The 25,260-nt window shown below is 60.1% G+C and carries 25 protein-coding genes and 1 riboswitch; of the genes, 8 read left to right on the forward strand and 17 right to left on the reverse strand.

Features of this window, described 5'->3' with window-relative positions:
- Positions 1-67 precede the first annotated feature (67 nt).
- The 3 genes from mutT to ACR0LL_RS11995 are packed head-to-tail and all read right to left on the reverse strand — an operon-like array spanning position 68 to position 2,543.
- Entirely contained in the window at positions 68-466 is a 399-nt protein-coding gene (gene mutT / locus ACR0LL_RS11985) for an 8-oxo-dGTP diphosphatase MutT (protein WP_267363933.1), read from the reverse strand.
- Positions 463-1,689 (reverse strand): bifunctional glutamate N-acetyltransferase/amino-acid acetyltransferase ArgJ, encoded by a 1,227-nt coding sequence (gene argJ, locus ACR0LL_RS11990; RefSeq protein ID WP_480586927.1) that lies wholly within the window; start codon positions 1,687-1,689, stop codon positions 463-465. The genes mutT and argJ overlap by 4 nt, the downstream gene beginning before the upstream one ends.
- Before the next feature lie 5 nt (positions 1,690-1,694).
- Complete coding sequence (locus ACR0LL_RS11995; protein ID WP_480586929.1) at positions 1,695-2,543, reverse strand: peptidylprolyl isomerase; 849 nt, start codon at positions 2,541-2,543, stop codon at positions 1,695-1,697.
- A gap of 177 nt (positions 2,544-2,720) precedes the next feature.
- On the opposite strand from ACR0LL_RS11995, the gene secA reads away from it, so the two are divergent.
- The 3 genes from secA (at position 2,721) to ACR0LL_RS12010 (ending at position 8,037) form a co-directional block, all read left to right on the forward strand.
- Positions 2,721-5,438 carry a preprotein translocase subunit SecA gene (secA, locus tag ACR0LL_RS12000; protein WP_480586931.1) on the forward strand — a complete coding sequence of 906 codons (2,718 nt, stop codon included), beginning with the start codon at positions 2,721-2,723 and terminating at the stop codon, positions 5,436-5,438.
- 100 nt (positions 5,439-5,538) lie between these two features.
- Positions 5,539-6,456, forward strand: coding sequence for a hypothetical protein (locus tag ACR0LL_RS12005; protein ID WP_480586934.1), 918 nt, complete (start codon positions 5,539-5,541; stop codon positions 6,454-6,456).
- Positions 6,457-6,480: 24 nt separating this feature from the next.
- A complete protein-coding gene (locus tag ACR0LL_RS12010) occupies positions 6,481-8,037 on the forward strand; it encodes a phosphate ABC transporter substrate-binding/OmpA family protein (protein ID WP_480586937.1) in 1,557 nt (518 codons plus the stop codon).
- A gap of 3 nt (positions 8,038-8,040) precedes the next feature.
- Here the strand turns inward: ACR0LL_RS12010 and radC are convergent, their stop codons facing one another.
- The 13 genes from radC to dnaK all read right to left on the reverse strand — a co-directional run bounded on the left by radC (position 8,041) and on the right by dnaK (position 19,705).
- Positions 8,041-8,796, reverse strand: coding sequence for a RadC family protein (gene radC / locus ACR0LL_RS12015; RefSeq protein ID WP_480586940.1), 756 nt, complete (start codon positions 8,794-8,796; stop codon positions 8,041-8,043).
- A gap of 35 nt (positions 8,797-8,831) precedes the next feature.
- Complete coding sequence (locus tag ACR0LL_RS12020; RefSeq protein ID WP_480538346.1) at positions 8,832-9,566, reverse strand: ABC transporter permease; 735 nt, start codon at positions 9,564-9,566, stop codon at positions 8,832-8,834.
- Positions 9,563-10,291 carry an ABC transporter ATP-binding protein gene (locus ACR0LL_RS12025; protein WP_480586943.1) on the reverse strand — a complete coding sequence of 243 codons (729 nt, stop codon included), beginning with the start codon at positions 10,289-10,291 and terminating at the stop codon, positions 9,563-9,565. The genes ACR0LL_RS12020 and ACR0LL_RS12025 overlap by 4 nt, the downstream gene beginning before the upstream one ends.
- Complete coding sequence (tenA, locus tag ACR0LL_RS12030; protein WP_480586946.1) at positions 10,288-10,962, reverse strand: thiaminase II; 675 nt, start codon at positions 10,960-10,962, stop codon at positions 10,288-10,290. Before tenA ends, ACR0LL_RS12025 begins: the two co-directional genes overlap by 4 nt.
- Positions 10,959-11,894 (reverse strand): ABC transporter substrate-binding protein, encoded by a 936-nt coding sequence (locus tag ACR0LL_RS12035; protein ID WP_480474352.1) that lies wholly within the window; start codon positions 11,892-11,894, stop codon positions 10,959-10,961. Before ACR0LL_RS12035 ends, tenA begins: the two co-directional genes overlap by 4 nt.
- Positions 11,895-11,912: 18 nt before the next feature.
- The gene (locus tag ACR0LL_RS12040; RefSeq protein ID WP_480586949.1) at positions 11,913-12,878 is read right to left on the reverse strand and encodes a ThiF family adenylyltransferase; all 966 of its coding nucleotides are present in this window, start codon (positions 12,876-12,878) and stop codon (positions 11,913-11,915) included.
- Complete coding sequence (locus ACR0LL_RS12045) at positions 12,875-13,471, reverse strand: thiamine phosphate synthase (RefSeq protein WP_480586952.1); 597 nt, start codon at positions 13,469-13,471, stop codon at positions 12,875-12,877. The genes ACR0LL_RS12040 and ACR0LL_RS12045 overlap by 4 nt, the downstream gene beginning before the upstream one ends.
- Positions 13,468-14,232 carry a thiazole synthase gene (locus ACR0LL_RS12050; protein WP_480474355.1) on the reverse strand — a complete coding sequence of 255 codons (765 nt, stop codon included), beginning with the start codon at positions 14,230-14,232 and terminating at the stop codon, positions 13,468-13,470. The genes ACR0LL_RS12045 and ACR0LL_RS12050 overlap by 4 nt, the downstream gene beginning before the upstream one ends.
- Before the next feature lie 2 nt (positions 14,233-14,234).
- Positions 14,235-14,429, reverse strand: coding sequence for a sulfur carrier protein ThiS (thiS, locus tag ACR0LL_RS12055; RefSeq protein WP_480494004.1), 195 nt, complete (start codon positions 14,427-14,429; stop codon positions 14,235-14,237).
- Entirely contained in the window at positions 14,413-15,390 is a 978-nt protein-coding gene (gene thiO / locus ACR0LL_RS12060) for a glycine oxidase ThiO (protein ID WP_480586955.1), read from the reverse strand. Before thiO ends, thiS begins: the two co-directional genes overlap by 17 nt.
- Positions 15,387-16,190, reverse strand: coding sequence for a bifunctional hydroxymethylpyrimidine kinase/phosphomethylpyrimidine kinase (gene thiD, locus ACR0LL_RS12065; RefSeq protein WP_480586958.1), 804 nt, complete (start codon positions 16,188-16,190; stop codon positions 15,387-15,389). The genes thiO and thiD overlap by 4 nt, the downstream gene beginning before the upstream one ends.
- Positions 16,191-16,234: 44 nt before the next feature.
- A riboswitch (TPP riboswitch) is annotated at positions 16,235-16,339 on the reverse strand.
- A 238-nt stretch (positions 16,340-16,577) separates the two neighbouring features.
- Positions 16,578-17,723 (reverse strand): molecular chaperone DnaJ, encoded by a 1,146-nt coding sequence (gene dnaJ, locus ACR0LL_RS12070; RefSeq protein WP_480474359.1) that lies wholly within the window; start codon positions 17,721-17,723, stop codon positions 16,578-16,580.
- Between the two features lie 74 nt (positions 17,724-17,797).
- A complete protein-coding gene (gene dnaK, locus ACR0LL_RS12075) occupies positions 17,798-19,705 on the reverse strand; it encodes a molecular chaperone DnaK (protein WP_480586961.1) in 1,908 nt (635 codons plus the stop codon).
- Between the two features lie 212 nt (positions 19,706-19,917).
- Between dnaK and ACR0LL_RS12080 the strand changes: the two genes are divergently transcribed.
- Positions 19,918-20,520, forward strand: coding sequence for an alpha-ketoglutarate-dependent dioxygenase AlkB family protein (locus tag ACR0LL_RS12080; protein WP_480586964.1), 603 nt, complete (start codon positions 19,918-19,920; stop codon positions 20,518-20,520).
- Here the strand turns inward: ACR0LL_RS12080 and ACR0LL_RS12085 are convergent.
- Positions 20,517-21,341, reverse strand: a complete 825-nt coding sequence (locus ACR0LL_RS12085; RefSeq protein ID WP_480586966.1) for an ABC transporter permease — start codon at positions 21,339-21,341, stop codon at positions 20,517-20,519. The genes ACR0LL_RS12080 and ACR0LL_RS12085 overlap by 4 nt on opposite strands.
- A 122-nt stretch (positions 21,342-21,463) precedes the next feature.
- On the opposite strand from ACR0LL_RS12085, the gene cysQ reads away from it, so the two are divergent.
- The 4 genes from cysQ to ACR0LL_RS12105 all read left to right on the forward strand — a co-directional run bounded on the left by cysQ (position 21,464) and on the right by ACR0LL_RS12105 (position 25,167).
- On the forward strand, positions 21,464-22,261 hold the full coding sequence (gene cysQ / locus ACR0LL_RS12090; RefSeq protein WP_480586969.1) for a 3'(2'),5'-bisphosphate nucleotidase CysQ: 798 nt from the start codon (positions 21,464-21,466) through the stop codon (positions 22,259-22,261).
- Positions 22,261-23,061, forward strand: coding sequence for a 3-deoxy-manno-octulosonate cytidylyltransferase family protein (locus tag ACR0LL_RS12095; RefSeq protein WP_480586972.1), 801 nt, complete (start codon positions 22,261-22,263; stop codon positions 23,059-23,061). Before cysQ ends, ACR0LL_RS12095 begins: the two co-directional genes overlap by 1 nt.
- Positions 23,062-23,132: 71 nt before the next feature.
- Positions 23,133-24,116 (forward strand): UDP-glucose 4-epimerase GalE, encoded by a 984-nt coding sequence (gene galE / locus ACR0LL_RS12100; protein WP_480586975.1) that lies wholly within the window; start codon positions 23,133-23,135, stop codon positions 24,114-24,116.
- A gap of 7 nt (positions 24,117-24,123) precedes the next feature.
- On the forward strand, positions 24,124-25,167 hold the full coding sequence (locus ACR0LL_RS12105) for a glycosyltransferase family 2 protein (RefSeq protein WP_480586978.1): 1,044 nt from the start codon (positions 24,124-24,126) through the stop codon (positions 25,165-25,167).
- Positions 25,168-25,260 lie beyond the last annotated feature (93 nt).

The following is a 25,260-nucleotide window of genomic DNA, read 5'->3' on the forward strand; positions in this document are numbered from 1 at the left end:
CCACAAATCGGCAAACAAATCCGTCAAGCTGAAATTCTGGCGCTGGCGCCCGGCGCCCCTTGAGCCCTTACAACCAATCCCGCAGGATCGGGATCAGGGGCACATCCGCGGCGGGCATGGGGTAGTTGCGCAGGTCATTTGCGCGGACCCATTTCAGCGCCTGCCCCTCTTTCGACTGCGGGATGCCCTGCCATTTGCGGCAGGCGAACAGCGGCATCAGCAGGTGGAAATCATCATAGCTGTGGCTGGCAAAGGTCAGGGGGGCGAGGCACGAGGCCCATGTGTCGATGCCCAGTTCCTCGTGCAATTCGCGGATCAGGGCGGCCTCGGGGGTTTCGCCGGGCTCGATCTTGCCGCCGGGAAATTCCCAAAGACCGGCCATGGATTTACCCTCGGGGCGTTGGGCCAGCAGCACCCGGCCCTCGATGTCGATCAGGGCGACTGCAGAGACCAGCACGGTTTTCACGAGCGGTAATCCGCGTTGATCTCGATATATCCATGGGTCAGATCGCAGGTCCAGACGGTGGATTTGCCCGCGCCCAGACCCAGATCAACGGCGATGACCAGATCCTGACCTTTCATATAAGCGGCGGCTGCGTCTTCGCTGTAATCGGGGCTGACCCAGCCTTTTTCGGCCACAAGGATATCGCCGAACGAAATGCTCAGCAGGTCGCGATCCGCCGCGGCACCGGATTTACCGATGGCCATGACGATACGGCCCCAGTTCGGGTCTTCGCCCGCGATGGCGGTTTTGACCAGCGGAGAGTTGGCGATGGCAAGGCCGTGGATCTTGGCGTCAGCGTCTGTTGCGGCCCCTGTCACGCGGATCTCGACGAATTTCGTGGCACCTTCGCCATCGCGCACCACTTGCTGGGCCAGATCCAGCATCACAGCCTCCAGCGCCTCGGCGAAGGCCGCGTTGCCGGTGGCGTCCACACCCGAAGCGCCGGTGGCGCACAGCAGCAGGCTGTCCGAGGTGGATGTATCGCTGTCCACGGTGATGCAGTTGAACGTCCGGTCTGTCTGCGCGCCCAGCATCGCCTGCAACGCCGATTGTTCGATCCGGGCGTCGGTAAAGATATAGACCAGCATGGTCGCCATATCGGGCGCAATCATGCCGGAACCCTTAGAAATCCCCGCAATAGAGACTGTTTTGCTATCAATTTCGACCTGCGCCACGGCCCCTTTCGGGAAGGTGTCCGTGGTCATGATCGCGCGTGCGGCGTCTTCGATCGCGTGACGGCTGAGACCCGCCTTCAGCGTTTCAAGCTTGGCAATGATGCGGTCATGAGCCAGCGGTTCACCAATCACGCCGGTTGAGGAGGTAAAGACCCGCTCGACCGGAACACCTGTCGCCTTCGAGACGGCCTGCGTCACCTCGGCCACCGACGTCTGACCATAATGCCCGGTAAAGGCATTGGCATTGCCCGAGTTCACCAGGATCGCCGCCGGGCCATCGCTGGGCCCGCCGATCTTGTCCTGACAATCCAGAACCGGGGCGGCACGCGTGGCTGAACGGGTAAAGACCCCGGCCACAGATGTGCCCGGGTCCAGCACGGCCAGCATGACATCGGTGCGGCCTTGATATCGCACGCCCGCCGCGACGGTGGCGAACCGCACACCGTCAATTGCAGGCAAATCAGGGAAGGACGCTGGCGCCAGCGGCGAAACCTTGGTGATCTTGGCCACGGGGATTACTCCTGAATCAGGTCCAGCTGGCGCAGGACTTCGGGTCCGGCACCTTCCAGAGCGGGGCGGTCGATCTGGGCCTGCTGTGTCAGTTCATCAATGCGCGCCTGAATTGCGTCCTGCTGAACGGTTTGCGCAAGCTCTTCGCGCACGGCGTCCAACGCGGGCGCTTCGGTTTTGCGCTTGTCGTTCAGCTTGACCACATGCCAGCCGAACTGCGTCTGAACCGGATCGGACACCTGCCCTTTTTCAAGCGTGACCACGGCTGTTTCGAATTCCGGTACCATCTGGCCCTTGCCGAACCAGCCCAGCGCACCGCCATTGGGGCCGGACGGACCGGTGGAATGCGCGCGCGCGAGTTCGGCGAAATCCGCCCCGTCATCAAGCTGCGCCTTGAGGTCGTTGGCCTGTTCTTCGGTCTCGACCAGAATGTGGCTGGCATCGAATTCGTCTTCACCCGCGAAATCGTTGTACTGCGCGTCGTAGGCTGCCTGAATGGCCTCGTCTGTGACAACCGTATCGGTCAGGGCTGTGACGGTCTGAACCGCCAGAAGTGAGCGTTCTTCATTTTTCAGCCGCAGCGTGTTCAGTTTGTTCAGCCCGTCCTGCTGTTGCCCCAGCAATTGCTGCTGGATCAGCTGTTCCAGCACGAAGTCGAACAATACGTCATCTTCGGCCTGCTGGTACTGCGGCGGCAGGGCGGCAACGGTAGCGATCACGTGACCCAAAGTGATCTCATCCCCGTTCACACGCGCCACCACGGTGGATGCATCCGGCTGGGTTTCGGCGGCCAGCGGCAAGGCCATCATGGCGGTCAGAGCCAGCGATGGCAGAAAAGTGAGGCCTTTGGGCATTGAATCATCCTATTTCCTTGCCGCGGCAGGGCGCAGCGTTGACACTCTGGAACCTGCCGCTTACATCGCTTTGAAGCCTTGGACAGGGCCGCCTTTCACCCCCCGTATCTATGGGTTGCGCGCAAGGTGGGCAAGCCTGTCAAAAACCAAGACAAGAACAGATCCGCTGGAGTGAACATGCTGGGACTCGGAACGCTCGCCAAAAAGGTGTTCGGAACACCGAACGACCGCAAGATCAAGGCGACCCGCCCCCTGATCGAAAAGATCAACGCGCTGGAACCCGAGTTCGAGAAACTGTCCGATCAGGGCCTGATCGACAAGACAGAAGACCTGCGCAAACGCGCGCTGGATGGCGAAAGCCTTGACGATCTGCTGCCCGAAGCCTTTGCCAACGTGCGCGAAGGCGCCCGCCGCGCGCTGGGGCTGCGCGCCTTTGACGTGCAGCTGATGGGCGGTGTTTTCCTGCATCAGGGCAACATCTCGGAAATGAAGACGGGTGAGGGCAAGACACTGGTCGCGACCCTCCCTGCCTATCTGAACGCGCTGACCGGCAAGGGCGTGCATGTGGTCACGGTGAACGAATACCTGGCCAAGCGCGACGCGGAATGGATGGGCAAGGTGTTTGCTGCCGTAGGAATGACCACAGGCGTGATCTGGTCGGGCCAGCCTGACGCGGAAAAACTGGCCGCCTATTCCTGCGACATCACCTATGCCACCAACAACGAGCTGGGTTTTGACTATCTGCGCGACAACATGAAGGCCGATTTAGAGCAGGTTTACCAGAAACACCACAATTTCGCGATTGTGGACGAGGTCGATTCGATCCTGATCGACGAGGCGCGGACGCCGTTGATCATCTCGGGCCCGGCACAGGACCGCTCGGACCTGTATACCGCCATCGATGCGCTGATCCCGAGTCTGACCGACGAACACTACACGTTGGACGAAAAGGCCCGCAACGTGACCTTCACGGATGAGGGCAACGAGTTTCTGGAGCAGCAGCTGTTGGCTGCCGGCCTGATTCCTGAAGGCCATTCGCTGTATGACCCGGAAAGCACGACCGTGGTGCATCACGTGAATCAGGGTCTGCGCGCGCACAAGCTGTTCCAGCGCGACAAGGATTACATCGTGCGCGACGGCAATGTCGTTCTGATCGACGAATTCACGGGCCGCATGATGCCGGGCCGCCGCCTGTCCGAGGGCCTGCATCAGGCCATCGAAGCCAAGGAAAACGTGCAGATTCAGCCTGAGAACGTGACTCTGGCCAGTGTGACCTTCCAGAACTATTTCCGCCTTTACGACAAGCTGGGCGGCATGACCGGGACCGCCCTGACCGAGGCCGAGGAATTTGCCGAGATTTACGGCCTGGGCGTGGTCGAGGTTCCGACCAACAAGCCGATTGCCCGTGTGGACGAGGACGATCAGGTCTATCGCACCGCCATGGAAAAATATGGCGCTATGATCGAAGAGACCAAATTGGCGCAGGAAAAGGGCCAGCCGGTTCTGCTGGGCACGACCTCGATCGAGAAATCGGAACTGCTGAGCCAGATGCTGACCAAGGAAGGCATCGCCCATAACGTTCTGAACGCCCGCCAGCACGAGCAGGAGGCGCAGATTGTCGCTGATGCCGGCCGTCTGGGCGCGGTAACCATCGCGACCAACATGGCCGGTCGCGGTACCGACATTCAGCTGGGCGGCAATGTCGAGATGAAGGTGCTGCAAGCGATTGCGGACAACCCGGAGGCCGATCCGTCGGAGCTGCGCGCCGCAGAAGAGGCGCGCCACGCGGAAGAAAAAGAAAAGGTTCTGGCCGCAGGGGGCCTTTATGTTATGGCGTCCGAACGCCATGAAAGCCGCCGCATCGACAACCAGCTGCGCGGCCGTTCGGGCCGTCAGGGCGATCCGGGCCGTACCGTATTCTACCTGAGCCTTGAAGACGACCTGATGCGTATCTTTGGCTCGGAACGGCTGGACAAGGTGCTGACCACGCTGGGCATGAAAGAAGGCGAGGCGATCATTCACCCGTGGGTGAACAAGTCGCTGGAACGCGCGCAGTCCAAGGTCGAGGGCCGCAACTTCGACATGCGCAAGAACGTACTGAAATTCGATGACGTGATGAACGATCAGCGCAAGGTGATCTTTAGCCAGCGCCGCGAGATCATGTCGGCCAATGACCTGTCCGAGATCGTCTCGGATATGCGCGAGCAGGTGATCGACGATCTGATTGACGAATACATGCCGCCGAAATCCTATGCGGATCAGTGGGATACCGACGGTCTGCATGCGGCGATCAAGGACAAGCTGACCATCGATGCACCGGTTCAGGACTGGGCTGCCGAAGAAGGCGTGGATGACGAGCAGGTGCGCGAGCGCCTGATCAAGGCCGCGGATGAGATGATGGCCCAGAAGGCCGTTGCCTTTGGTCCCGAAAACATGCGCAACATCGAAAAGCAGGTGCTGTTGCAGACCATCGACAGCAAATGGCGCGAGCATCTGCTGACGCTGGAACATCTGCGCTCGGTCGTGGGTTTCCGCGGCTATGCCCAGCGCGACCCGCTGAACGAATACAAAAACGAAAGCTTCCAGCTGTTCGAATCCATGCTGGACGGTTTGCGGGAAACCGTGACACAGCAATTGTCGCGCGTGCGTCCACTGACCGAAGAAGAGCAGAGGGAAATGCTGGCGCAGATGGCGGCGCAACAGGCGCAGGCACAGCAGGCCGTGGACAAGGCCGCAAGCCAGGCCGAGGCCAAGGCCGAAGCGGCGGCGTCAGGCGATGCGCTTCCGGGGTTTGACGAGAGTGATCCGTCGACCTGGGGTAACCCGTCGCGAAACGACCTGTGCCCCTGCGGATCCGGCAAGAAGTTCAAACACTGCCACGGCAGATTGACCTGACGTTAACACCCTTTAATCACAATGAGTCCGTCTCGCGGCCACAAATTGGCCGCGATTGGTGGCGAGAGTGCAAGCTGCTCCTTCAACTGGGGAGGGTGTCTTGTTTGTAGTTCGCAACTACGTAACCATGTGCGGAACGGTCGCTTGTGCCCTGGGCATAGGCTATCTGATGCAGAACGGACCGGCTGCGCAGCAGAACCGCGCGCAGGGCGGTGTCGATGTGGCCTCTGTTACCGATCAGTCTTCGATCCTGTCGGGACTGGACAGTATCGTTCTGACTTCAGCCACCGTATCAGATGCTGATCCGGTCACTGTTACACCGGCACCCCGCGCTGTGCCCACTGCCCCCAAGACATCGAACTGCCGGATCAGCGCGCACGCAAACGCAGCACCCGGTGCCTTGGCACACCTGTCGCTGAAAGCGCCCTGCCACACGAACGAGCGGATTGAAATTCACCATAGCGGCCTGACTGTTAGCCAGATGACGGATGCCAGCGGCGCGCTGGACATGGCGATCCCGGCTCTTTCGGAATACGCGATCTTCCTGTTTTCCTTCGAAGATGAAACAGGCACCGTCGCCACCACTCACGTTCCCGAAATCGCCGGTTTTGATCGTGTTGTCTTGCAATGGCAGGGTGATACCGAGCTGCAGATTCATGCGTTGGAATTTGGTGCCAGCTATGGCGCGGATGGCCATGTCTGGGATGACGCATCTGCCGAAGGCGCCGGTAAGGTTATGCGTCTGGGTCAGTCCGGTTCCGGTGTGACGCAGAATATCGAAGTGTATTCTTTCCCGGCCAGTACGTCGGATCAGTCCGGCACGATTGACCTGACCGTCGAGGCCGAAGTGACCGATGCAAATTGCGGCCACACGCTGAACGTGCAGTCGCTGGAGTTGTTGTCGGACCGCCGCCTGCGGTCGCGCGACATGTCAGTGACCCTGCCGGATTGTTCGCGCGCAGGCGAGTTTCTGGTGTTGAATAATCTGCTCTCAGACCTGACAATCGCGGCAAAGTAATCCGCAGGCAGGCTTGAACCTCTTATGACATTTTTCCGTGTGGCGGTGGCTGCGCTGTTTTCCGTGACGGCGGCGACCGGTGCTTTTGGGCAGGACATCACGTTGACCTCGCATGATGGCAAGGTCGAAGTGACCGGCAATCTGCTGAGCTTTGACGGTGAGTTCTATCGCGTCGATACGCAATTCGGGACGTTGACCGTGGATGGTTCGGGCGTCACTTGTGAGGGGCCCGCCTGCCCCAATCTGATCGATTTCGTCGCCGAAGTGCAGTTTTCCGGATCATCGGTGATGGCCGAAACGGTGCTGCCCGCCCTGATCATCGGCTTTGCCCGTCAGGAAGACCTGACCGCGACCCCCGCCCGCGTGGATGAGGACACCTTTGTTTACGAGCTGCATCAGGCGGGCCGGGCGGCGCCGCTGGCACGGTTTTTCTTTGACGTGGGCACCACGGATCGCGGGTTCAGTGACCTGATCGCGGACCGGGCGGATATCGTGATGGCCCTGCGCGAGATGCGCGAGGCCGAGCGGGAGGCTGCCGAGGCTGCGGGGTTGGGTGATCTGAAGCGCGCCCGTCGGTCACGGGTCATTGCACTGGATGCCATGGTCCCGGTCGTGGCCCCCGACAGCGTGATGCGGCAGGTTTCGCTGGCGGACCTGGCCCGGATTCTGTCCGGAGAGGTCAGCAACTGGGCGCAGCTGGGTGGGCCGGAGGCCCCTATTGCACTGCATGTGCCAGAGGCCGGGTCGGGGCTGGCGCAGGCGGTCGAGGATCAGGTTCTGAAAACCGCCGGTGTGGACCTGACCGATACGGCGATCCGCCACAATCGCATACATGACCTGACCGCGGCCGTGGCTAAGGATCCGTTCTCCATCGGGGTCGCCAGCAAGGCATCGGCCCATGGCACCCGCGCTTTGCCGTTGACCGGCGGGTGCGGGCATCCACTGGCCGCGACCCGCCAGTCGATCAAGACTGAAGATTACCCACTGAATATGCCCATGTTCCTGTATCTGCCGGAACGACGCCTGCCCCGGATTGCGCGGCAGTTTCTGGCCTATAGCCAAAGCCCCGATGCGCAGATGGCCATACGTGACGCAGGATATGTGGATCAATCTGCTGAAACCCTGCCGGTTGGCGTACAGGGGGACCGGCTTGCCAATGCGGTCGTCACTGGTGGAACTGAGGTCGGACTTGAGGAGTTGCAGCGCATGATCAAGACCCTGCGCCCCTTGTCGCGCCTGTCCCTGTCGGTTCGGTTCGAACCCGGATCGTCCCGCCCGGACGCGCAGTCACGCGCCAATATTCAGCAACTGGCACAAATGCTGGACGCGGGTACGTTGCAGGCACGCAAGGTTGTGTTTGCAGGCTTCAGCGATGGGGACGGGGGTGCCGTTTCAAATGCCCGCATCGCCCTGCGGCGCGCGCAAACCGTGCGAAACGCGGTTATCGCCGCGCTTGAAGCCCCGATCCCTGACAGTATCGCGGTTACCGCCGAAGGATTTGGCGAGGCGATGCCCATGGCGTGCGACGACACCGAATGGGGCCGCAAGGTCAACCGGCGGGTCGAGATTTGGGTGCAGTAGCCGCTAGAGATACCCTTCGGAACGAAAGCTGAGCTCGGTCGATTTGCCGATGATCAGGTGGTCATGCAGCGTCAGCCCCAGGGCGGAACAGGCATCCTGTATGCGGTTGGTCATGTCGATGTCCGACTGTGACGGCGTTGGGTCGCCCGAAGGATGGTTGTGCACCAGGATCAAGGCCGAGGCATTCAGCTCCAGCGCCCTTTTGACCACTTCGCGCGGATAGACGGGCACGTGATCCACGGTGCCTTTGGCCTGTTCCTCATCCGCGATCAGGACGTTCTTGCGATCCAGATAGAAAACGCGAAATTGCTCGGTCTCGCGATGCGCCATTGTTGTATGGCAGTAATCCAGCAGCGCGTCCCAGCTGGATATCACGTGCCGTTGCATCACCCGCGCCCGTGCCATCCGATGCGCGCAGGCTTCGAGGATTTTCAGATCGGTGATGATCGTATCACCAACGCCCTTGATCTGGCGCAGCCGTTCTTCGGGCGCTGTCAACACGCGGTTGAAATCGCCAAAGGCATTCATCAATGCGCGCGCCAGTGGTTTCACATCCTGCCGCGGGATGGACCGGAACAAAACCAGCTCCAGCAACTCATAATCCGGGATCGCCGCCGACCCGCCCGCCATGAACCGTTCGCGCAGCCGCTTGCGATGGTCTTTGATGTAGGAGGGTAACCGACCATTCGGCAGCGGCTGCGCTGGCGCTTCGTCCGTATCAAACAGCATGGGGGCTTCGGCAAAGGCGTCCTGTGTCATGCGTTTACCCTGTCGCAGAATCACTTTCCGAAAGGTTAACGCGCCTCTCCTGCCATACGCGCGGTGGCGCGGCGGACAATCATGTGCAGAAGGATCGAAAACACGCCCAGCGTCAGCATCGCCGCAAACATCAGGTCCGTCTTGGCGCGGCCATTGGCCAGCAGCATCAGATATCCCAGACCTTGCGATGAACCGACCCATTCGCCGATCACGGCACCGATCGGCGCATACACCGCCGCCAGCCGCATCCCCGAGGCCAGAGACGGCAACGCCGCAGGGATACGGATGTGCCACAACACAGCGCGCTTGCCCGCCTGCATCGTGCGCGCAAGGTCCAGATACCCCTGCGGTGTCCGCATCAAACCGTCAAAAAAGGACGACGTGATCGGGAAATAGATGATCAGCACCGCCATCGCGACCTTGGACAACAGGCCATAGCCCAGCCACAGGGTCAGCAACGGGGCCAGCGCAAAGACCGGCAGGGCCTGAGTGAACACCAGCATTGGCTGTACCAGAACCCGTGCGGCGCGGGAATTGGCCAGCTGCAATGCGGTGACAACGCCCAGCAGCGTGCCGCAGGCAAGGCCGATAATGACCTCGATGGCTGTGATCCAGGTGTGTTCTGCAATCAGCCAGCGGTTCTGCCACCAGGTCTCGGCAACCACTGCGGGACCGGGCAGGATGAATTTTGGCAATCCGGTCAGGGTCACGATCCCCTGCCAGATGGCAAGGGCAAACAGGGTTGCAGCCAGAACAGAGAGAGACTTCATACACCGCCCCCTCGCAGCAGCCGCAAAAGCGCGCCTTGTGTTTCCAGCGTCTGCAAATCATCCACGCTGCGCGGGGCTGGAGCAACCGGCGGGTCGCAGGGCGTCAGCCCGTGCTGTGTCATGACGACGATGGATTGCCCCAGACGCGCGGCCTCGCCCGGATCGTGGGTCACCAGAAGGACAGTGCGGCCTCTTAGCGCCTCGGCGGCCAGATCCTGCATATCGGCACGGGTTCGGGCATCAAGGGCGGAAAAGGGTTCATCCAGCAACACAATCGGCCGGTCTTCCATCAGGGTGCGGGCCAGCGCCACGCGCTGACGCTGCCCGCCCGAAAGCTCGGGCGGTTTCTTGGTCATATGGTCCTGCAACCGCATCCGTTCGATCAGGCGGTCACGCCGGTCAACGTCAACTTTCTCGCCCCGCAGCCGCGCGCCCAACGAGACGTTCTGCGCAACACTCGCCCAAGGCAGCAACAGGTCGTCCTGCGCCATATAGGCAACCCGGTCCGAAACCGGCTGGCCATCGCTGGCGGTGATCCGGCCCGAGAATTCAGCACCGGTTTCCAGCCCGGCAATCAGCCGCAAGACCGTGGTTTTTCCAACACCCGATCCGCCCAGCAGACAGGTCCACGCCCCGGCGTCAAGCGTCAGGGTCAGCGGCGCGAACAGAGTCGTGCCGTCGATCGTGGCTGTACCGCTGATGGTCAGATCGGGCGCCGGGGTCATGGGGTCAGACCCATCTGCCAGAAATTGACCTCCAATTCCGTCGCTGTTCGGAACGTCCGGCACAACCGATCCCAGCGGGGTGAAGATTGGAATTCCGCCCCAATCCTTCGTGTTAGAGCCGAATCCAGCAATTCGCCCACGGCCGCGCAGGCGTTCTGATAGCCCTCGTCCGCATAGGTATCGATCCAGCCACGATAGGATGTGGATGTTGCTTCCGCAGACAGGCGGGTGCCAATCTCACCATAACCCATGACGCACGGTACAAGTGCTGCCAGAAGATCCAGCAGATCGCCGCTATAGCCCGCCTCGAGAACAAAGCGGGTATAGGCCAGATTCTCGGGCTGTTCAGGCGTTGCAAACAGATCGGACTGCGAAATGCCTTCTGCTTCGCAAATACCGATATGCAGCTTCATCTCTTCGCTGATCAGGCCGTTCACGGTACGCGACGCCGCCAGCATTTCAGCATGTGTTTCCGATTTCACCACGGCCAGCGCCCAGGCGCGCGAGAAGTGGATCAGGAACACGTAATCCTGACGCAGATAGTGCAGGAACGCCGGGCGTGGCAGGGTGCCGTCTTTCAGGGCTTCGACAAAAGCGTGGCGGGTGTAGTCCCGCCACGGCCCCTGCGCCGCATCGCGCATCAGCGCAAAGGCTTTGCCATAATCGCTCATTGCGCGGTGACGTCGATGGCTATGTCGCTGACGGGCAGGACAGTGTCGATCATGCCGCTGTCGTTCAGGAACGCCTCGAACCGGGCATAACGGCCAGCGTCAAACCCGGCGGGACGCAGGGCAAAGCGCGGCAGCGTGTCGACCCATGCGCGCGCGTTCAGCTCGTCCTGCAACTCGGGTGAGGTGGCCGAGAAGACCTCCCAGCTTTTTTCCGGGTTGTTGACGATGTACTGAGTCGCTTTTTCTGTCGCGGCCAGGAAACGGGCGATCTTGTCTTTGTCCATCGTATCGGGGTTGGCGACATAGATCAGTTCGTCATAAGACGGCACGCCTTCTTCCTCGATATAGAAACAGGTGCCGGGGCGGCCTTCGATATCCATCTGGTTCAGTTCGAAGTTGCGATAGGCGCCAATCACCGCATCCACCTGACCGGTCATCAGCGAGGGTGAGAGTGAGAAATTCACGTTGATCATCTCAACATCATCCAGCGCGACGTCGTATTTGCCAAGCACGGTGCTGAGGATGGCCTCTTCCACACCGGCGACGGAAAAGCCGATTTTCTTTCCCTTGAGGTCAGCGGGCGATTTGATCGGGCCGTCTTTCAGAACCAGCAGGCAGTTCAGGGGCGTCGCGACCAGCGTGCCGACCCGTTTCAGCGGCAGCCCTTCGTGGATCTGCAAATGCAGCTGCGGCTGATAGGATACCGCCAGATCCGCCTGACCGGCAGCCACCAGACGCGGCGGCGCGGACGGGTCGGCGGGGGCAACGACTTCGACCTGCAACCCCTGCTCGGCAAAGTAGCCGTTTTCCTGCGCCACGATGATGGGCCCATGGTCGGGGTTGATGAACCAGTCCAGCAGGACGGTCATCTTGTCTTCGGCCCAAGCCGGCGCGGCGGCCAGAAGGGCAAGGGCTGTCATCAGCTTTTTCATATCTCACGTTTCCTTTTCTCAGGAGGCTGAGGCCGCGACGAGGACAATCTCGCCCGGCCAAATCGGTTGGATTTTCTCGGCAGCGCGCCATGCGCGCAGCCCGGTGGCACAGCAAAGGGCAAGGCGTTGCCCTTTTTTAGAGTCTATTTTTTGAATTTCTTCGGGTGAAATGCGCGTCGCATTCGGGTGAGCTGGAACCGGCGCTTCGTCCGGGTCACGCAGTTCGACAATCTGGTCTGTCTCCTTCAACTGACTGGCGGAGAGAAAGCGGAAACAGCTGTTCGGTTCCGGCGCGTCATCAAAACGAAACCCGGTACTGCGCAGGGTTCGCGCATCATATTGCACCATCTGCCCAAGCGGGGAAGGGTCAAGCCGCAAGATCAGGTTCAGCGCCATCTGCGCCTGCATGGACCCGATCACACCGACAACGGGGCCTAGAACACCCGCCGTGGCGCAACTTGCGCCGCTATCCGGCGCATCGGGGAAAACGGCTCGCAGAGAAGGCGCGCTGCCGCAGAAGCCGCCCACATAACCCGAAAGCCCCAGTACCGAGGCGCTGATCAGTGGCTTGCCTTGTGCCAGACAGGTATCCGACAGCAAATAACTGACCGCATAGCTGTCGGCACAATCCAGAATGATATCTGCCTGCGACACCAGATCGGGCGCATTTTCCCCTGTTAGAGCCATTTTCTTGGCAATCACATCGATTTCGGCATTCAACGCACGGCATCGGTCAGCGGCGCGTTCGGCCTTTGACAGCCCGCAATCTTCTTCTGAAAACAATGTCTGGCGATGCAGGTTCGACAGATCGACGATGTCACCATCGACAATTGTGATATGCCCCACCCCGGCCCCGGCCAATAGCGGCAGCAGCGGCGCGGCCAGACCACCTGCGCCGACCACCAGAACACGGGCCGCAGTCAGGCGAGCCTGTCCTTCAGCCCCAACCTCGGGCAGCAGCGTCTGGCGGGCGTACCGGTTCATCTCGTGACCTCGATCCAAGCACGCACCCGCGCTTCGGGGTCGGCGTTCAGCGTGATGTCCGTGACAGCCGAGACAATGTCGGCCCCGGCAGCCAGCACCCCCGCTGCGCGCTCGACGCTCATGCCGCCAATGCCGACCAGAGGAATGTCGCCAACCCGCGCCTTCCATTCGGTCACGCGGGGCAGGCCCTGCTGATGCCATTTCATCTTTTTCAAAATGGTCGGATAGACGGGACCCAGCGCCACGTAATCGGGATCCATGGCCAGAACCCGCTCAAGCTCATCATCGTCATGAGTGGAAACGCCCAGCTTTAGACCCGCTTTTCGGATGGCTTTCAGGTCGGCATCATCCAGATCTTCTTGCCCCAGATGAACCCAGTCGCAACCCAGATCGATGGCCTGCTGCCAGTAATCGTTGATCACCAGAACCGCCCCGTAGTCGCGGCACAGATCGCGCGAGGCGGCAATCTGATCGCGCACCACTCCAACCGGCTGATCCTTGATACGCAGCTGCACCAGTTTGACACCCAGGGGCAGCATCTGCCGCAGCCAGTCCGAGTGATCGAAGATCGGATAGAAACGGTCCAGCGTCATGACAGGAAGGCCTTTCCAACAACAGGGGTCGAAGGTTCGGCCATATCGCGTGCCTCGATCGGGTCTGCCTGATGGGCCAGTTGTCCGGCATGGATTGCCTGCGCCATCGCCTTGGCCATCAGAACGGGGTCACCGGCACGGGCCACAGCGGTGTTCAGCAGAACGGCATCATAACCCAGTTCCATCGCATGGGCCGCGTGGCTGGGCAGGCCGATCCCGGCATCCACCACCAGCGGCGTGTCAGGGAACTCGGCCCGCATCGACCGCAGGGCGTATTCGTTGTTCAGCCCGCGCCCGGACCCGATGGGCGCCCCCCACGGCATCAGCACTTCGCACCCCGCTTCGAGCAGGCGTTCGCCCACGATCAGATCATCGGTGGTGTAGGGAAACACCTCAAACCCGTCTTCGGTCAGGATGCGCGCGGCCTCGACCAGCTGGAACACATCCGGCTGCAAACTGTCGGTGTGGCCGATCAGTTCCAGCTTGATCCATTTGGTATCAAACACTTCGCGCGCCATATGGGCTGTTGTCACCGCCTCTTTCACCGTATGACAGCCAGCCGTATTTGGCAGGATCAGAACACCCAGTTCACGGATCATCTGCCAGAATGTCTGACCCGCGCCGGATTCCCGACGCAGCGATACCGTGGCAACCGCCGCACCGCTTTCGCGAAAGGCCTGTTCCAGAATGGCGGGGCTGGGATATTGGGCGGTGCCCAGCATCAAGGGGTTCGGCAGTTCGATGCCGTAGAACGTTCGCATCCTCAGCCCCCCTGCATCGGTGCGACAACTTCGATCCGGTCGCCATCGGTCAGTTTGTGCCCAATACGTAGGCTTGACGGCACGAAATCTTCGTTCACGGCGGTGGCCACACGGCCTGAGAAGCCGCATTCCAGCAGCAGATCCGACAGGGTTTCGGCGCGCACATCGCGCGTTTCGCCGTTAAGCACGATCTTCATCGACCATCTCCGAATGTGTGTTGTCCAGTGCCAGATCAGCGACACCCCGCGCCAGTGCAGGGGCCAGCAGATAGCCATGGCGATAAAGCCCGTTGGCATAAATTGTTCGGCCCAATCGCCGGATACGCGGCAGGTTGTCCGGGAAAGCAGGGCGCAGGTCGACGCCGATCTCCAGCACCTCGGCCTCGCCAAAGGCCGGGTTCACGGCATAGGCCGCGCTGAGCAGTTCCAGCATCGAACGCGCGGTGATGCTGCTGCTGTCCTCGGATTCGATCATGGTTGCGCCCAGCATGTAGACGCCGTCCCCGCGCGGAACGATGTAAAGCGGCATCCGCGGGTGTAACAACCGCACCGGGCGCGAAAGGGTCACATCGGGGCAACGAAGAACCAGCATCTCACCCTTCACGCCGCGCAGGTCGTGCAGATATTCGCGCGCGTGCAAACCCCGGCAGTCTATGGCGTTGTCCAGTTGCGCCGGAGCCAGCTTTCGGTGGAATTCCACGCCTGCGCCTTGCAGGTGACGATGCAGATCGCGCAACGCCTGACGAGGATCAAGGTGCGCTTCGTTTTCAAAATACAGAGCTTTGCCAAACTTGCTCAGATCAGGCTCTAATTCGAGTATTTTCGCACGATCAACCTCGCTGAACCCTTCGGTCCGGCGTGCAAACCGGCGCAGGTCGGGCAGGTCGCGCGCATTGGCAACGACAAGAGTTCCATGTCTGTTTACCTGCGTTCGCTGCGCCCACCATTCGATTGCTTCCTGCCCCAGCCGCAGCACCGGTTCTTCCGCGTTTTCAAATTCACACCAAGGGGCCAGCATCCCACCGGCCCACCAGGAACACCCATGCGGGCCGGGCGGGCCGCCCGGATCGAAAACCTGCACCTTTGCGCCGCGTGACACAAGCTCGCTGGCCACGGCCAGACCCGTTACGCCCGCACCTATAACCGACCAGAGTGTCATGCGGGCCAGATCCGGTGGAAGTGGTGCACAGGACCGTGCCCGGCACCAATCTTCAGCTCATCCGCCCGCGCGATGGCCCCTTGCAGATAATTATGCGCCTGCGCGATCGCATCCCTCAGCGGCAGACCCCTGGCCAGACCGGCGGCGATCGAAGACGACAGAGTGCATCCGGTTCCGTGGGTGTTTTTCGTGTTCTGACGCGGGGCCTGAAATGCGGCCACGACGCCTGAGGGGTCGACCAACAGATCGTGGCAGACATCGCCCGACCCATGCCCGCCCTTCATCAAAACCGCACCCGCGCCCAGAGCACACAGGGCCTTGCCTTGTGCAGCCATCTCGTCCGGTGATTGCGCCGGTTTCGCATCCAGCAAACATGCCGCTTCGGGCAGATTGGGTGTCAGCACAGTCGCTGCTGGCACCATCACTTCGCGCAGTGTCCGGACCGCTTCCTGCGCCAACAACGCATCTCCGGATTTTGCGATCATGACAGGATCAAGAACGACGGGACCTTTGAACGCTTCCAGGCCTCGGGCCACTGTGTGAATGATCTCTGGCGTCGCGAGCATACCGATCTTGATGGCCGTCACATCCAGATCGCTGAGCACCGCGTCGATTTGAGCGGCAATGACATCCAGCGGAACCCCATGCACTGCAGTGACGGCTTGCGTGTTCTGTGCCGTAACAGCGGTAATGACGCTTGCGCCGAATACACCCAGCGCCGACATCGCTTTCAGATCGGCCTGAATCCCAGCGCCTCCGCCGCTGTCAGACCCTGCAATGGTCAGGGCAATTGCAGCCATGTCGTTGCTCCATCTTCTTTGGGCAACGAGGTAGGGAAAACGTCTGTGTTCATAAGACCGTTCCCTACGCCGGAATTGCCCGGATCAGGTTCGATGGGTTAGCGCGGTCGCGCCTCTCAGCCCTGATACGGGCACCCCAACGGTTGTCGCGGACAATTTCAGGGTCAGCGGTTGGAATCAAGACCCAATTTGGCAAATGCATTGCCACTTTTGGTCATCTGATAAGGCCAATTGAATGTCTTTAGGGAGTATTTTGCGAGGCTCTGCCTCGCGCTCCGGGATATTTAGAGCCAGATGAATAAAGGATTCCTGCTTCATCTGGCCGGAAATATCCCGGGGGAGGCGCCCGGAACGGGCGGCGGGGGCAGAGCCCCGTAACCCTGGTTGTCAGCTTTTCATACCGTCCCAGAAGGATTTGACGGATGAGAAGAAGCTTTTTGATTCCGGGTGGTTATCTTCGCCCAGGTCATCAAACTCGCGCAGCAGTTCTTTTTGGCGAGTGGTCAGGTTGACCGGGGTTTCGACGGCCAGTTCGATGAACATGTCGCCAACACCGCCACCGCGCAGCGCGGGCATACCTTTGCCGCGCAGGCGCATTTGCCGGCCCGACTGGCTGCCTGCCGGGATTTGCACCCGCCCACGGCCGCCATCGATTGTCGGAACCTCGATCGATCCGCCCAGCGCGGCCTTGGCCATGCTGACCGGTACACGGCAATAGAGGTTCACGCTGTCGCGTTCGAACAGTTTGTGATCAGACACTTCCACAAAGATGTAGAGGTCGCCCGGAGGGCCACCGCGCATTCCGGCCTCGCCTTCACCTGCCAGACGAATACGGGTACCGGTTTCGACACCAGCGGGGATGTTGACCGACAAGGCGCGATCTTTTTCGACGCGGCCTGCGCCTTTACAGGATTTGCAGGGGTTCTTGATGATCTGACCCAGACCCGAGCAGGTGGGGCAGGTTCGTTCGACCGTAAAGAAACCCTGTTGCGCCCGTACCTTGCCCATGCCGGAACAGGTGGGGCAGGTTGTCGGTTCGACCCCGCCTTCTGCACCGGTTCCTTCGCAGGAAGAACAGGCCACGGCTGTCGGTACATTGATGGTTTTCTGCTGGCCCGAGAACGCCTCTTCCAGCGATACGCGCAGGTTATAGCGCAGGTCCGAGCCGCGCGCGGCCCGTCGACCGCCACCACCACGTTGCCCGCCCATGAAATCGCCGAACAGGTCGTCGAACACATCCGAGAACGCGCTGGAGAAATCGCCCTGTCCAAAGCCGCCGCCAGGTCGGCCACCACCGCCCATGCCGTTTTCGAAGGCGGCGTGGCCAAAGCGGTCATAGGCCGCCTTTTTGTCGGCATCGCGCAGCACGTCATAAGCCTCGTTGGCTTCCTTGAACTGCGCCTCGGCATCCGGGTTGTCCTTGTTGCGGTCCGGATGCAGCTCTTTGGCTTTCGTGCGAAAGCCTTTCTTGATCTCATCCGCCGAAGCGCCCTTGGACACGCCGAGCACTTCGTAATAGTCGCGTTTTGACATCAGTATTTCCTTCTGCCTCAACGTAAATAGGCCGGCCCGGCATCCGGACCGGCCCACATTGGCCCGGTTACCCGTTAGTTACGCTTGTCGTCGTCCAGATCTTCGAACTCGGCATCGACGATATCGTCATCACCATGTGCGGCATCTGCTGCGGCAGGCTCGTCCTCGGCCTCTTCGGACTGCGCCTTGTAGATGGCCTCACCCAGCTTCATCGCTGCTTCGGTGACGTTCTGGATGCCAGACTTGATCTTGTCGGCATTGTTGGTTTCCAGCTCGTCCTTGAGTGCGGCGATCGCCAGTTCGATAGCTTCGATCGTGGTCGGGTCGACCTTGTCGGCATGCTCTTCCATCGACTTTTCGGTCGAGTGGATGAGGCTTTCCGCCTGGTTCTTGGCGTCGACCAGCTCGCGGCGTTCCTTGTCGGCTTCCGCGTTCTCTTCGGCGTCCTTGACCATCTTTTCGATGTCTTCGTCGGACAGACCGCCCGATGCCTGGATGGTGATCTTCTGTTCCTTGCCGGTGCCTTTGTCCTTGGCCGAAACCGAGACAATGCCGTTGGCGTCGATGTCAAAAGTCACCTCGATCTGGGGCATGCCACGCGGTGCGGGCGGGATGTCTTCGAGGTTGAACTGACCGAGGATCTTGTTGTCCGCAGCCATTTCACGCTCGCCCTGGAACACACGGATGGTCACGGCGTTCTGGTTGTCCTCGGCGGTCGAGAAGACCTGAGACTTTTTCGTCGGGATCGTGGTGTTGCGGTCGATCAGGCGGGTGAACACGCCACCCAGCGTCTCGATGCCCAGCGACAGCGGGGTCACGTCCAGCAGAACCACGTCCTTGACGTCGCCCTGAAGAACACCGGCCTGAATGGCGGCACCCATGGCAACCACTTCGTCCGGGTTCACGCCTTTGTGCGGCTCTTTGCCGAAGAACTTCGTGACCTCTTCGATCACTTTCGGCATCCGGGTCATACCACCGACCAGAACAACTTCGTCCACGTCAGCGGCCGACAGACCGGCATCTTTCAGAGCAGCCTGGCACGGCTTCATCGACTTCTTGATCAGATCACCGACCAGGGATTCCAGCTTGGCACGGGTCAGTTTCATGACCATGTGCAGCGGCTGACCGTTCGAACCCATCGAGATGAACGGCTGGTTGATCTCGGTCTGCGAGGTCGAGCTGAGTTCGATCTTGGCTTTTTCCGCGGCTTCTTTCAGACGCTGCAGGGCCATCTTGTCAGCAGACAGATCGACACCGTGTTCCTTTTTGAACTCATCCGCCAGGTAGTTGACGATGCGCATGTCAAAGTCTTCACCACCCAGGAAGGTGTCGCCATTGGTCGATTTGACCTCGAACAGGCCGTCGTCGATTTCCAGAATGGTCACGTCGAAGGTACCGCCACCAAGGTCATAGACTGCGATGGTTTGGGTTTCCTGCTTGTCCAGACCATAGGCCAGAGCGGCAGCTGTCGGTTCGTTGATGATCCGCAGCACTTCCAGACCGGCGATTTTACCGGCGTCTTTGGTGGCCTGACGCTGTGCGTCGTTGAAGTATGCGGGAACGGTGATGACCGCCTGCGTGACTTCCTCACCCAGATAGCTTTCCGCGGTTTCCTTCATCTTACCCAGAGTGAAGGCCGAAATCTGGCTTGGGGAGTATTTTTCACCGCGGGCCTGAACCCACGCGTCGCCATTGCCGCCATCGACGATAGCGTACGGCACCATTTTCTTGTCTTTTTCGACTTCGGCATCATCCACACGGCGACCGATCAGACGCTTGACGCCAAAGATCGTGTTGTCGGGGTTGGTGACCGCCTGACGCTTTGCAGGCTGACCGACCAGTCGCTCATCTTCAGTGAAGGCGACGATCGAGGGCGTGGTCCGCGCCCCTTCGGCGTTTTCGATAACCTTCGGCTGCGAACCGTCCATGATGGCCACGCAAGAGTTGGTGGTCCCGAGGTCAATCCCGATTACTTTTCCCATTTTTGCAATCCCTTTCTCTTCAAGGCGATGTCTCGACGACCGGACCCGTTACGGCATCCCGCCCCCGACCTGATGTGCGCGACAGCACTACCATCGCGCGTCCCGGCGTATATAAGGGCGAGACCAGAGGCCTGCAAGCACCGTAGAACGCAGGTTTTAGGGATTCTGATGCCTTTTTTGGCAAGGAATTGGAAAGGATTGGGGTTTCCGGAATGGCGCGATTGGTTTTGCGGGGGTTCGATATCAGGAAAGGTTATCTTGATCCTGCGGCCCAGTCGCGGGTGATCGCGGATTTGCGCCCGATTCTGAAAGCTGCGCCCCTGTTCCGACCGTTTACTCCTTCGGGCAAGGAGATGTCAGTTCGGATGACCTCGGCAGGCGATCTGGGTTGGGTGACCGACAAGGCGGGGTACCGGTATCAGGATCAGCACCCCAAAGGTGGTGACTGGCCGGAAATCCCCGCCGCCATTCTGGATATCTGGCGCGATCTGGTCAGCACCGAGCGAGCGCCCGATTGCTGTTTGATCAACTACTACGGGGAAGGCGCAAAGATGGGCCTGCACCAGGACAAGGACGAGGCAGATTTTTCATGGCCCGTCCTGTCGGTTTCGCTGGGCGACGATGCCTTGTTTCGGATTGGCAGCACGACGCGCGGCGGCAAGACTGAGTCGATCTGGCTGAGCTCGGGGGATGTGGTCGTCATGGGCGGTCCGGCGCGGCTGGCATATCACGGTGTGGATCGGATCAGGTTTGGATCCTCGCGCCTGCTGCCCAAAGGCGGGCGCATAAATCTTACGCTGCGGGTGGCGCGTTAGCGGCGCGCATTCCAGCTTTTCGACACGTGCTGACGGGTAAAGAACTCACCCATAAGACCGATCATCAACAGGGCGATTCCAACCCAGGCCGCGTATTCCCAGCTGGTGTTTCTTGGATAATAGTTGCGGAACACGAACCCGCGGGTCTGGTCGATGATGTGAAACAGCGGGTTCCAGGCAAACATCATCAACAGCCCGCCACCCAATGCGTTCGCAATGAACATCTTGCCGGAAAACACCATGTTCAGACGGCGATATATATTGGTTAGCATCGAAACGGTCGTCGGGGCCCACGGTTTCAACGCCATGAACACAAGCCCCACCGTGCAGCCGGTAAACCAGGCCAACACCAGCATTGCGAAGGCGCCGCCGGGATTCTGCACCTCAAGCGGAGCAACCGCGACACTGTAGACGAACAGGATGATGAACATGGCCAGCAGGAACTTATAGAAAGTGCTGAAGGCCGCTGCGAGAATCGTGACCATCACGTTCATCGGCGAATGCAGCATCATCGGGTTATTGGAGGATCCAACCCCTGAAATCGCGCCAATCGATTGTATGTGCAACATGAACGGGAACACACCCGACAGAACATACAGCAGAAATTCGCCCCTGATTCTGGCGACCCCGCCCCGGCCCATCAGCGACATGAGCAGATAGAAGGTAACCATCATCACCAGCAATTGCACAACGTTAAGCAGGATCGCGATCACCGCATTCGGATGCTGCGCGCGCACGTTCCGCACCACCGCGTGGAACACCAGTTCCGCAGTCGTCAGTGCACCGCCCAGCAGCGTTTGATTGCGCTTGTAATAGAACACTTAAAGGGTCTTTCCTGCCTCGTCGTCCCTAACCTGGCATGAATATCTTGCCGTTCGGTAACCGTCGCATCATAAGTCGGTCACGAGTTTGGATCAACAAACCACAGGAACGGAGCATTTTTGTGACCTACGACGCGCTTATTCCCGTCATCCGGCGTCTGGCCCTTGAGGCAGGCGACAGGATCATGGAAATCTATGAGGCAGACGATTTCGACGTCAAAGTCAAATCAGACTCCAGCCCTGTGACCGAAGCGGATGAGGCAGCCGACGCGCTGATTTCAGCCGGGTTGCGTCAGGCCTTCCCCGATATCCTGCTGATCACCGAAGAACAGGCCGCCTCGCATTCCGAAAAGGGGGATACCTTTCTGATTGTCGATCCGCTGGATGGCACCAAGGAATTCATCAACCGCCGTGGCGATTTCACCGTCAACATCGCACTGGTCGAGAACGGAACGCCGACACGGGGCGTGGTCTATGCCCCGGCGCGGGGTCGCATGTTCTATACGCAGCCCGATGGTCAGGCGGTCGAGGAAACGGGCGCGTTTGACAAGGATGCACCCGGCACCCCGACCCCAATATCAGTCTCTAACCCGGACAATTCCGCGCTTTTGGTCGTGGCGTCAAAGTCGCACCGGGATCAGGCCACCGAGGATTACATCAACAAGTATCAGGTCAAGGACAGCAAAAGCGCGGGATCGTCTCTCAAGTTCTGTTTGGTTGCGACGGGCGAGGCGGATCTTTATCCGCGGGTCGGGCGCACGATGGAGTGGGACACGGCGGCAGGGCACGCGGTACTGGCCGGGGCCGGAGGCCAGGTTGTGCGATTTGACGATCACGCGCCGCTTCTCTATGGCAAAGAGGGCTATGCGAACCCGTTTTTTATCGCGTACGCTCCGGGTGTTAAGCTGAAGGAGGCCTGATGTCAGTTCTGATCGCCATCCCCGCCCGCTATGCCTCGACCCGCTATCCGGGCAAGCCATTGGTGCCGCTGACCGGCGCGACCGGCGTTTCGATGACACTGATCGAACGGTCCTGGCGGGCAGCCACTTCAGTCGCGGGTGTGGACCGGGTTGTGGTCGCAACCGATGACGACCGCATCCGCGAACTGTCCGAAGGCTTTGGTGCCGAGGTGGTGATGACCTCGGAAAATTGCCAAAACGGCACCGAACGCTGCGCTGAGGCGCACAAGGTTCTGGGCCGCGGATATGACATCGTGGTCAACCTTCAGGGCGATGCACCCCTGACACCGCATTGGTTTGTCGAGGACCTGATCACAGGGCTGCGCGCGGCACCCGACGCTGGCGTGGCCACACCCGTCCTGCGTTGCGACGGTGACGCTTTGAACAGCCTGCTGAATGACCGCAAACATGGCCGTGTTGGCGGAACAACCGCCGTGTTCGGGCGCGACAACAGCGCGATGTATTTCTCGAAAGAGGTCGTGCCTTTCACCTCAGAAACCTATGGCGGGGATGAACCCACGCCGGTGTTTCACCATGTCGGCGTCTATGCCTATAGGCCTGATGCGTTGGCGGCCTATCCGGGCTGGCCAACAGGCCCTCTGGAAAAGCTGGAAGGTCTTGAACAGCTCAGGTTCATGGAAAATGGCCGCAAGGTTCTGTGCGTCGAGGTTGACGCCAAGGGCCGTCAGTTCTGGGAGCTGAACAACCCGCAGGACGTGCCCAAGATCGAAGAGATGATGGCGGCGATGGGGCTGGAGTAGCCGGTTTTGCCCATGACGCCCCGCGGTTCCCATATCTCGATGACAGGCAATCTGGTTCCAAAGGACGCTTCATGAAACCAATCCTCGTGACCGGTGGTGCCGGATATATCGGGTCGCATGCCTGCAAGGCGCTTGCGCAGGTGGGCTATGTTCCCGTGACCTACGACAATCTGGTCACCGGTTGGCAGGATGCGGTGAAATACGGGCCGTTTGAACAGGGCGACCTGTTGGACCGGGCACGTCTGGACGAGGTATTTGCCAAACACAAGCCGGTTGCGGTGATGCATTTTGCGGCGCTCAGCCAAGTGGGCGACGCGATGCGGCAGCCCGGTTTGTACTGGTCGAACAATGTGACCGGATCGCTGACGCTGGTCGAGGCTGCGGTTGCGGCGGGCTGTCTGGATTTCGTGTTCTCGTCCACATGCGCCACCTATGGCGAGCATGACAACGTGGTTCTGGACGAAGCCACCGCCCAACACCCGCTGAACGCCTATGGTGCATCAAAGCGCGCGATCGAGGACATCCTGAGGGATTTCGAAGCGGCCCATGGGCTGCGCCATGTCATTTTCCGGTACTTCAACGTTGCTGGTGCCGATCCCGAAGGCGAAGTGGGCGAATTTCACCGGCCTGAAACCCACCTGATCCCCCTGATGCTGGACGCGATTGATGGCAAGCGCGAGGGTTTGACCGTTTTTGGCACCGATTACGATACGCCGGACGGCACATGTATCCGCGATTATGTCCATGTCTGTGATCTGGTCGACGCACATGTTCTGGGGCTAGGCTGGCTGGAACAGGGTAAAGAAAGCCGTGTTTTCAATCTGGGCACCGGCTCGGGGTTTTCCGTGCTTGAGGTGATCGAGCATTCCAAATCCGTCACCAACCGCCCTGTGCCATATTCGGTCGGCGCCCGACGGGCGGGCGATTGCACCAAGCTGGTTTCCGGGTCCGTCCGCGCCCAAACCGAACTGGGATGGAAGCCGAAAAGGTCAACGTTAGAGACGATGATTGCGGATGCCTGGCGCTGGCATCAGAACGGCCACTACGAGAAATGAGGCCCTTGTGACATCCAATACGGTTCAGACACTTCCTGATATCGGTTGGCAACAGGAATACCGGTTGCGCTGGAAACGGCGACGCCTTCTTTGGCGCTCGATGCGCAGCCGACATCAACTGACCTGCCTGAAAGATCAGACAAGCAGGATACGGGGCGGCGACGTGCTGGCCTTTACCACCTTGCGCAATGAGATTACCCGCCTGCCCTGGCTCTTCCGTCACTATCGCCAGCTGGGCGTGAACCATTTTCTGATCGTCGACAACGGCAGCGAAGACGGCTCGGCTGAATTTCTGCAGGATCAACCGGATGTGTCCCTTTGGCAGACCCGGTCCAGCTATCGCGGATCACGCTTTGGGCTGGACTGGCTCAGCTGGCTACAGATACGTTACGGCCATGGCCACTGGTGCCTGATGGTCGATGCGGATGAGTTGCTGGTTTATGCCCGGCACGACCGCCATTCCCTGCATGAGCTCACAGAATGGCTGGACCGGCAGGGACGGGCCGGGTTTGGCGCTTTGATGCTGGATCTGTATCCAAAAGGGTCGTTGGGCGAACAAACCTATGACCCGGACACGGACCCGATCGAGGTGCTGAACTGGTTTGACGCAGGCCCGTATCGCGCGCAGCGGCAAAGCCCGATGGGAAACCTGTGGGTTCAGGGCGGCGCACGCGAGCGGGTGTTTTTTGCCCAAACGCAGCAGCGATCCCCCACACTGAACAAGATCCCGCTGATGCGCTGGTCGCGGCGCTATACCTACGTAAACTCGTGCCATTCCGCCCTGCCCCGTCGTCTGAACGCAGTGTATGACGGGCCAAGCGGCGACACCCCTTCCGGCGTGCTGCTGCATACGAAATTTCTGCCGGACATTATTGAAAAATCCAAAACTGAAAAGCTGCGCCTCCAGCATTTTCATGACCCGAACCAGTTCGGCACGTATTACGATCAGATACTCAGTCAACCAGACATGTGGACCCCGCACTCGGTGCGCTATACCGGCTGGTCGCAGTTGCTGGAGATGGGGCTGATGCGTGACGGCGGCTGGTCTTGAAAACAAATCGGGGGGGTCAACGGCACCTTTACCATTTCCGGGGTTTAAAAAAGTTGCCTCAGAAGAGGTAGAAGTGGCATAAACCGACAATGC

It is taken from the genome of Ruegeria sp. AI2, assembly GCF_056541275.1.

Bases quoted from the DNA above. Each gene is read 5' to 3' on its own strand.
- ACR0LL_RS12020 (WP_480538346.1), bottom strand. From the start codon at position 9,566: ATGAAGTCTCTCTCTGTTCTGGCTGCAACCCTGTTTGCCCTTGCCATC.
- ACR0LL_RS12040 (WP_480586949.1), bottom strand. From the start codon at position 12,878: ATGAACCGGTACGCCCGCCAGACGCTGCTGCCCGAGGTTGGGGCTGAA.
- ACR0LL_RS12095 (WP_480586972.1), top strand. From the start codon at position 22,261: ATGTCAGTTCTGATCGCCATCCCCGCCCGCTATGCCTCGACCCGCTAT.
- radC (WP_480586940.1), bottom strand. From the start codon at position 8,796: ATGACACAGGACGCCTTTGCCGAAGCCCCCATGCTGTTTGATACGGAC.
- galE (WP_480586975.1), top strand. From the start codon at position 23,133: ATGAAACCAATCCTCGTGACCGGTGGTGCCGGATATATCGGGTCGCAT.
- dnaK (WP_480586961.1), bottom strand. From the start codon at position 19,705: ATGGGAAAAGTAATCGGGATTGACCTCGGGACCACCAACTCTTGCGTG.
- thiD (WP_480586958.1), bottom strand. From the start codon at position 16,190: ATGGCTGCAATTGCCCTGACCATTGCAGGGTCTGACAGCGGCGGAGGC.
- ACR0LL_RS12010 (WP_480586937.1), top strand. From the start codon at position 6,481: ATGACATTTTTCCGTGTGGCGGTGGCTGCGCTGTTTTCCGTGACGGCG.
- thiO (WP_480586955.1), bottom strand. From the start codon at position 15,390: ATGACACTCTGGTCGGTTATAGGTGCGGGCGTAACGGGTCTGGCCGTG.
- ACR0LL_RS12050 (WP_480474355.1), bottom strand. From the start codon at position 14,232: ATGCGAACGTTCTACGGCATCGAACTGCCGAACCCCTTGATGCTGGGC.
- thiS (WP_480494004.1), bottom strand. From the start codon at position 14,429: ATGAAGATCGTGCTTAACGGCGAAACGCGCGATGTGCGCGCCGAAACC.
- ACR0LL_RS12080 (WP_480586964.1), top strand. From the start codon at position 19,918: ATGGCGCGATTGGTTTTGCGGGGGTTCGATATCAGGAAAGGTTATCTT.
- dnaJ (WP_480474359.1), bottom strand. From the start codon at position 17,723: ATGTCAAAACGCGACTATTACGAAGTGCTCGGCGTGTCCAAGGGCGCT.
- secA (WP_480586931.1), top strand. From the start codon at position 2,721: ATGCTGGGACTCGGAACGCTCGCCAAAAAGGTGTTCGGAACACCGAAC.
- ACR0LL_RS12025 (WP_480586943.1), bottom strand. From the start codon at position 10,291: ATGACCCCGGCGCCCGATCTGACCATCAGCGGTACAGCCACGATCGAC.
- tenA (WP_480586946.1), bottom strand. From the start codon at position 10,962: ATGAGCGATTATGGCAAAGCCTTTGCGCTGATGCGCGATGCGGCGCAG.
- ACR0LL_RS12035 (WP_480474352.1), bottom strand. From the start codon at position 11,894: ATGAAAAAGCTGATGACAGCCCTTGCCCTTCTGGCCGCCGCGCCGGCT.
- ACR0LL_RS11995 (WP_480586929.1), bottom strand. From the start codon at position 2,543: ATGCCCAAAGGCCTCACTTTTCTGCCATCGCTGGCTCTGACCGCCATG.
- ACR0LL_RS12045 (WP_480586952.1), bottom strand. From the start codon at position 13,471: ATGACGCTGGACCGTTTCTATCCGATCTTCGATCACTCGGACTGGCTG.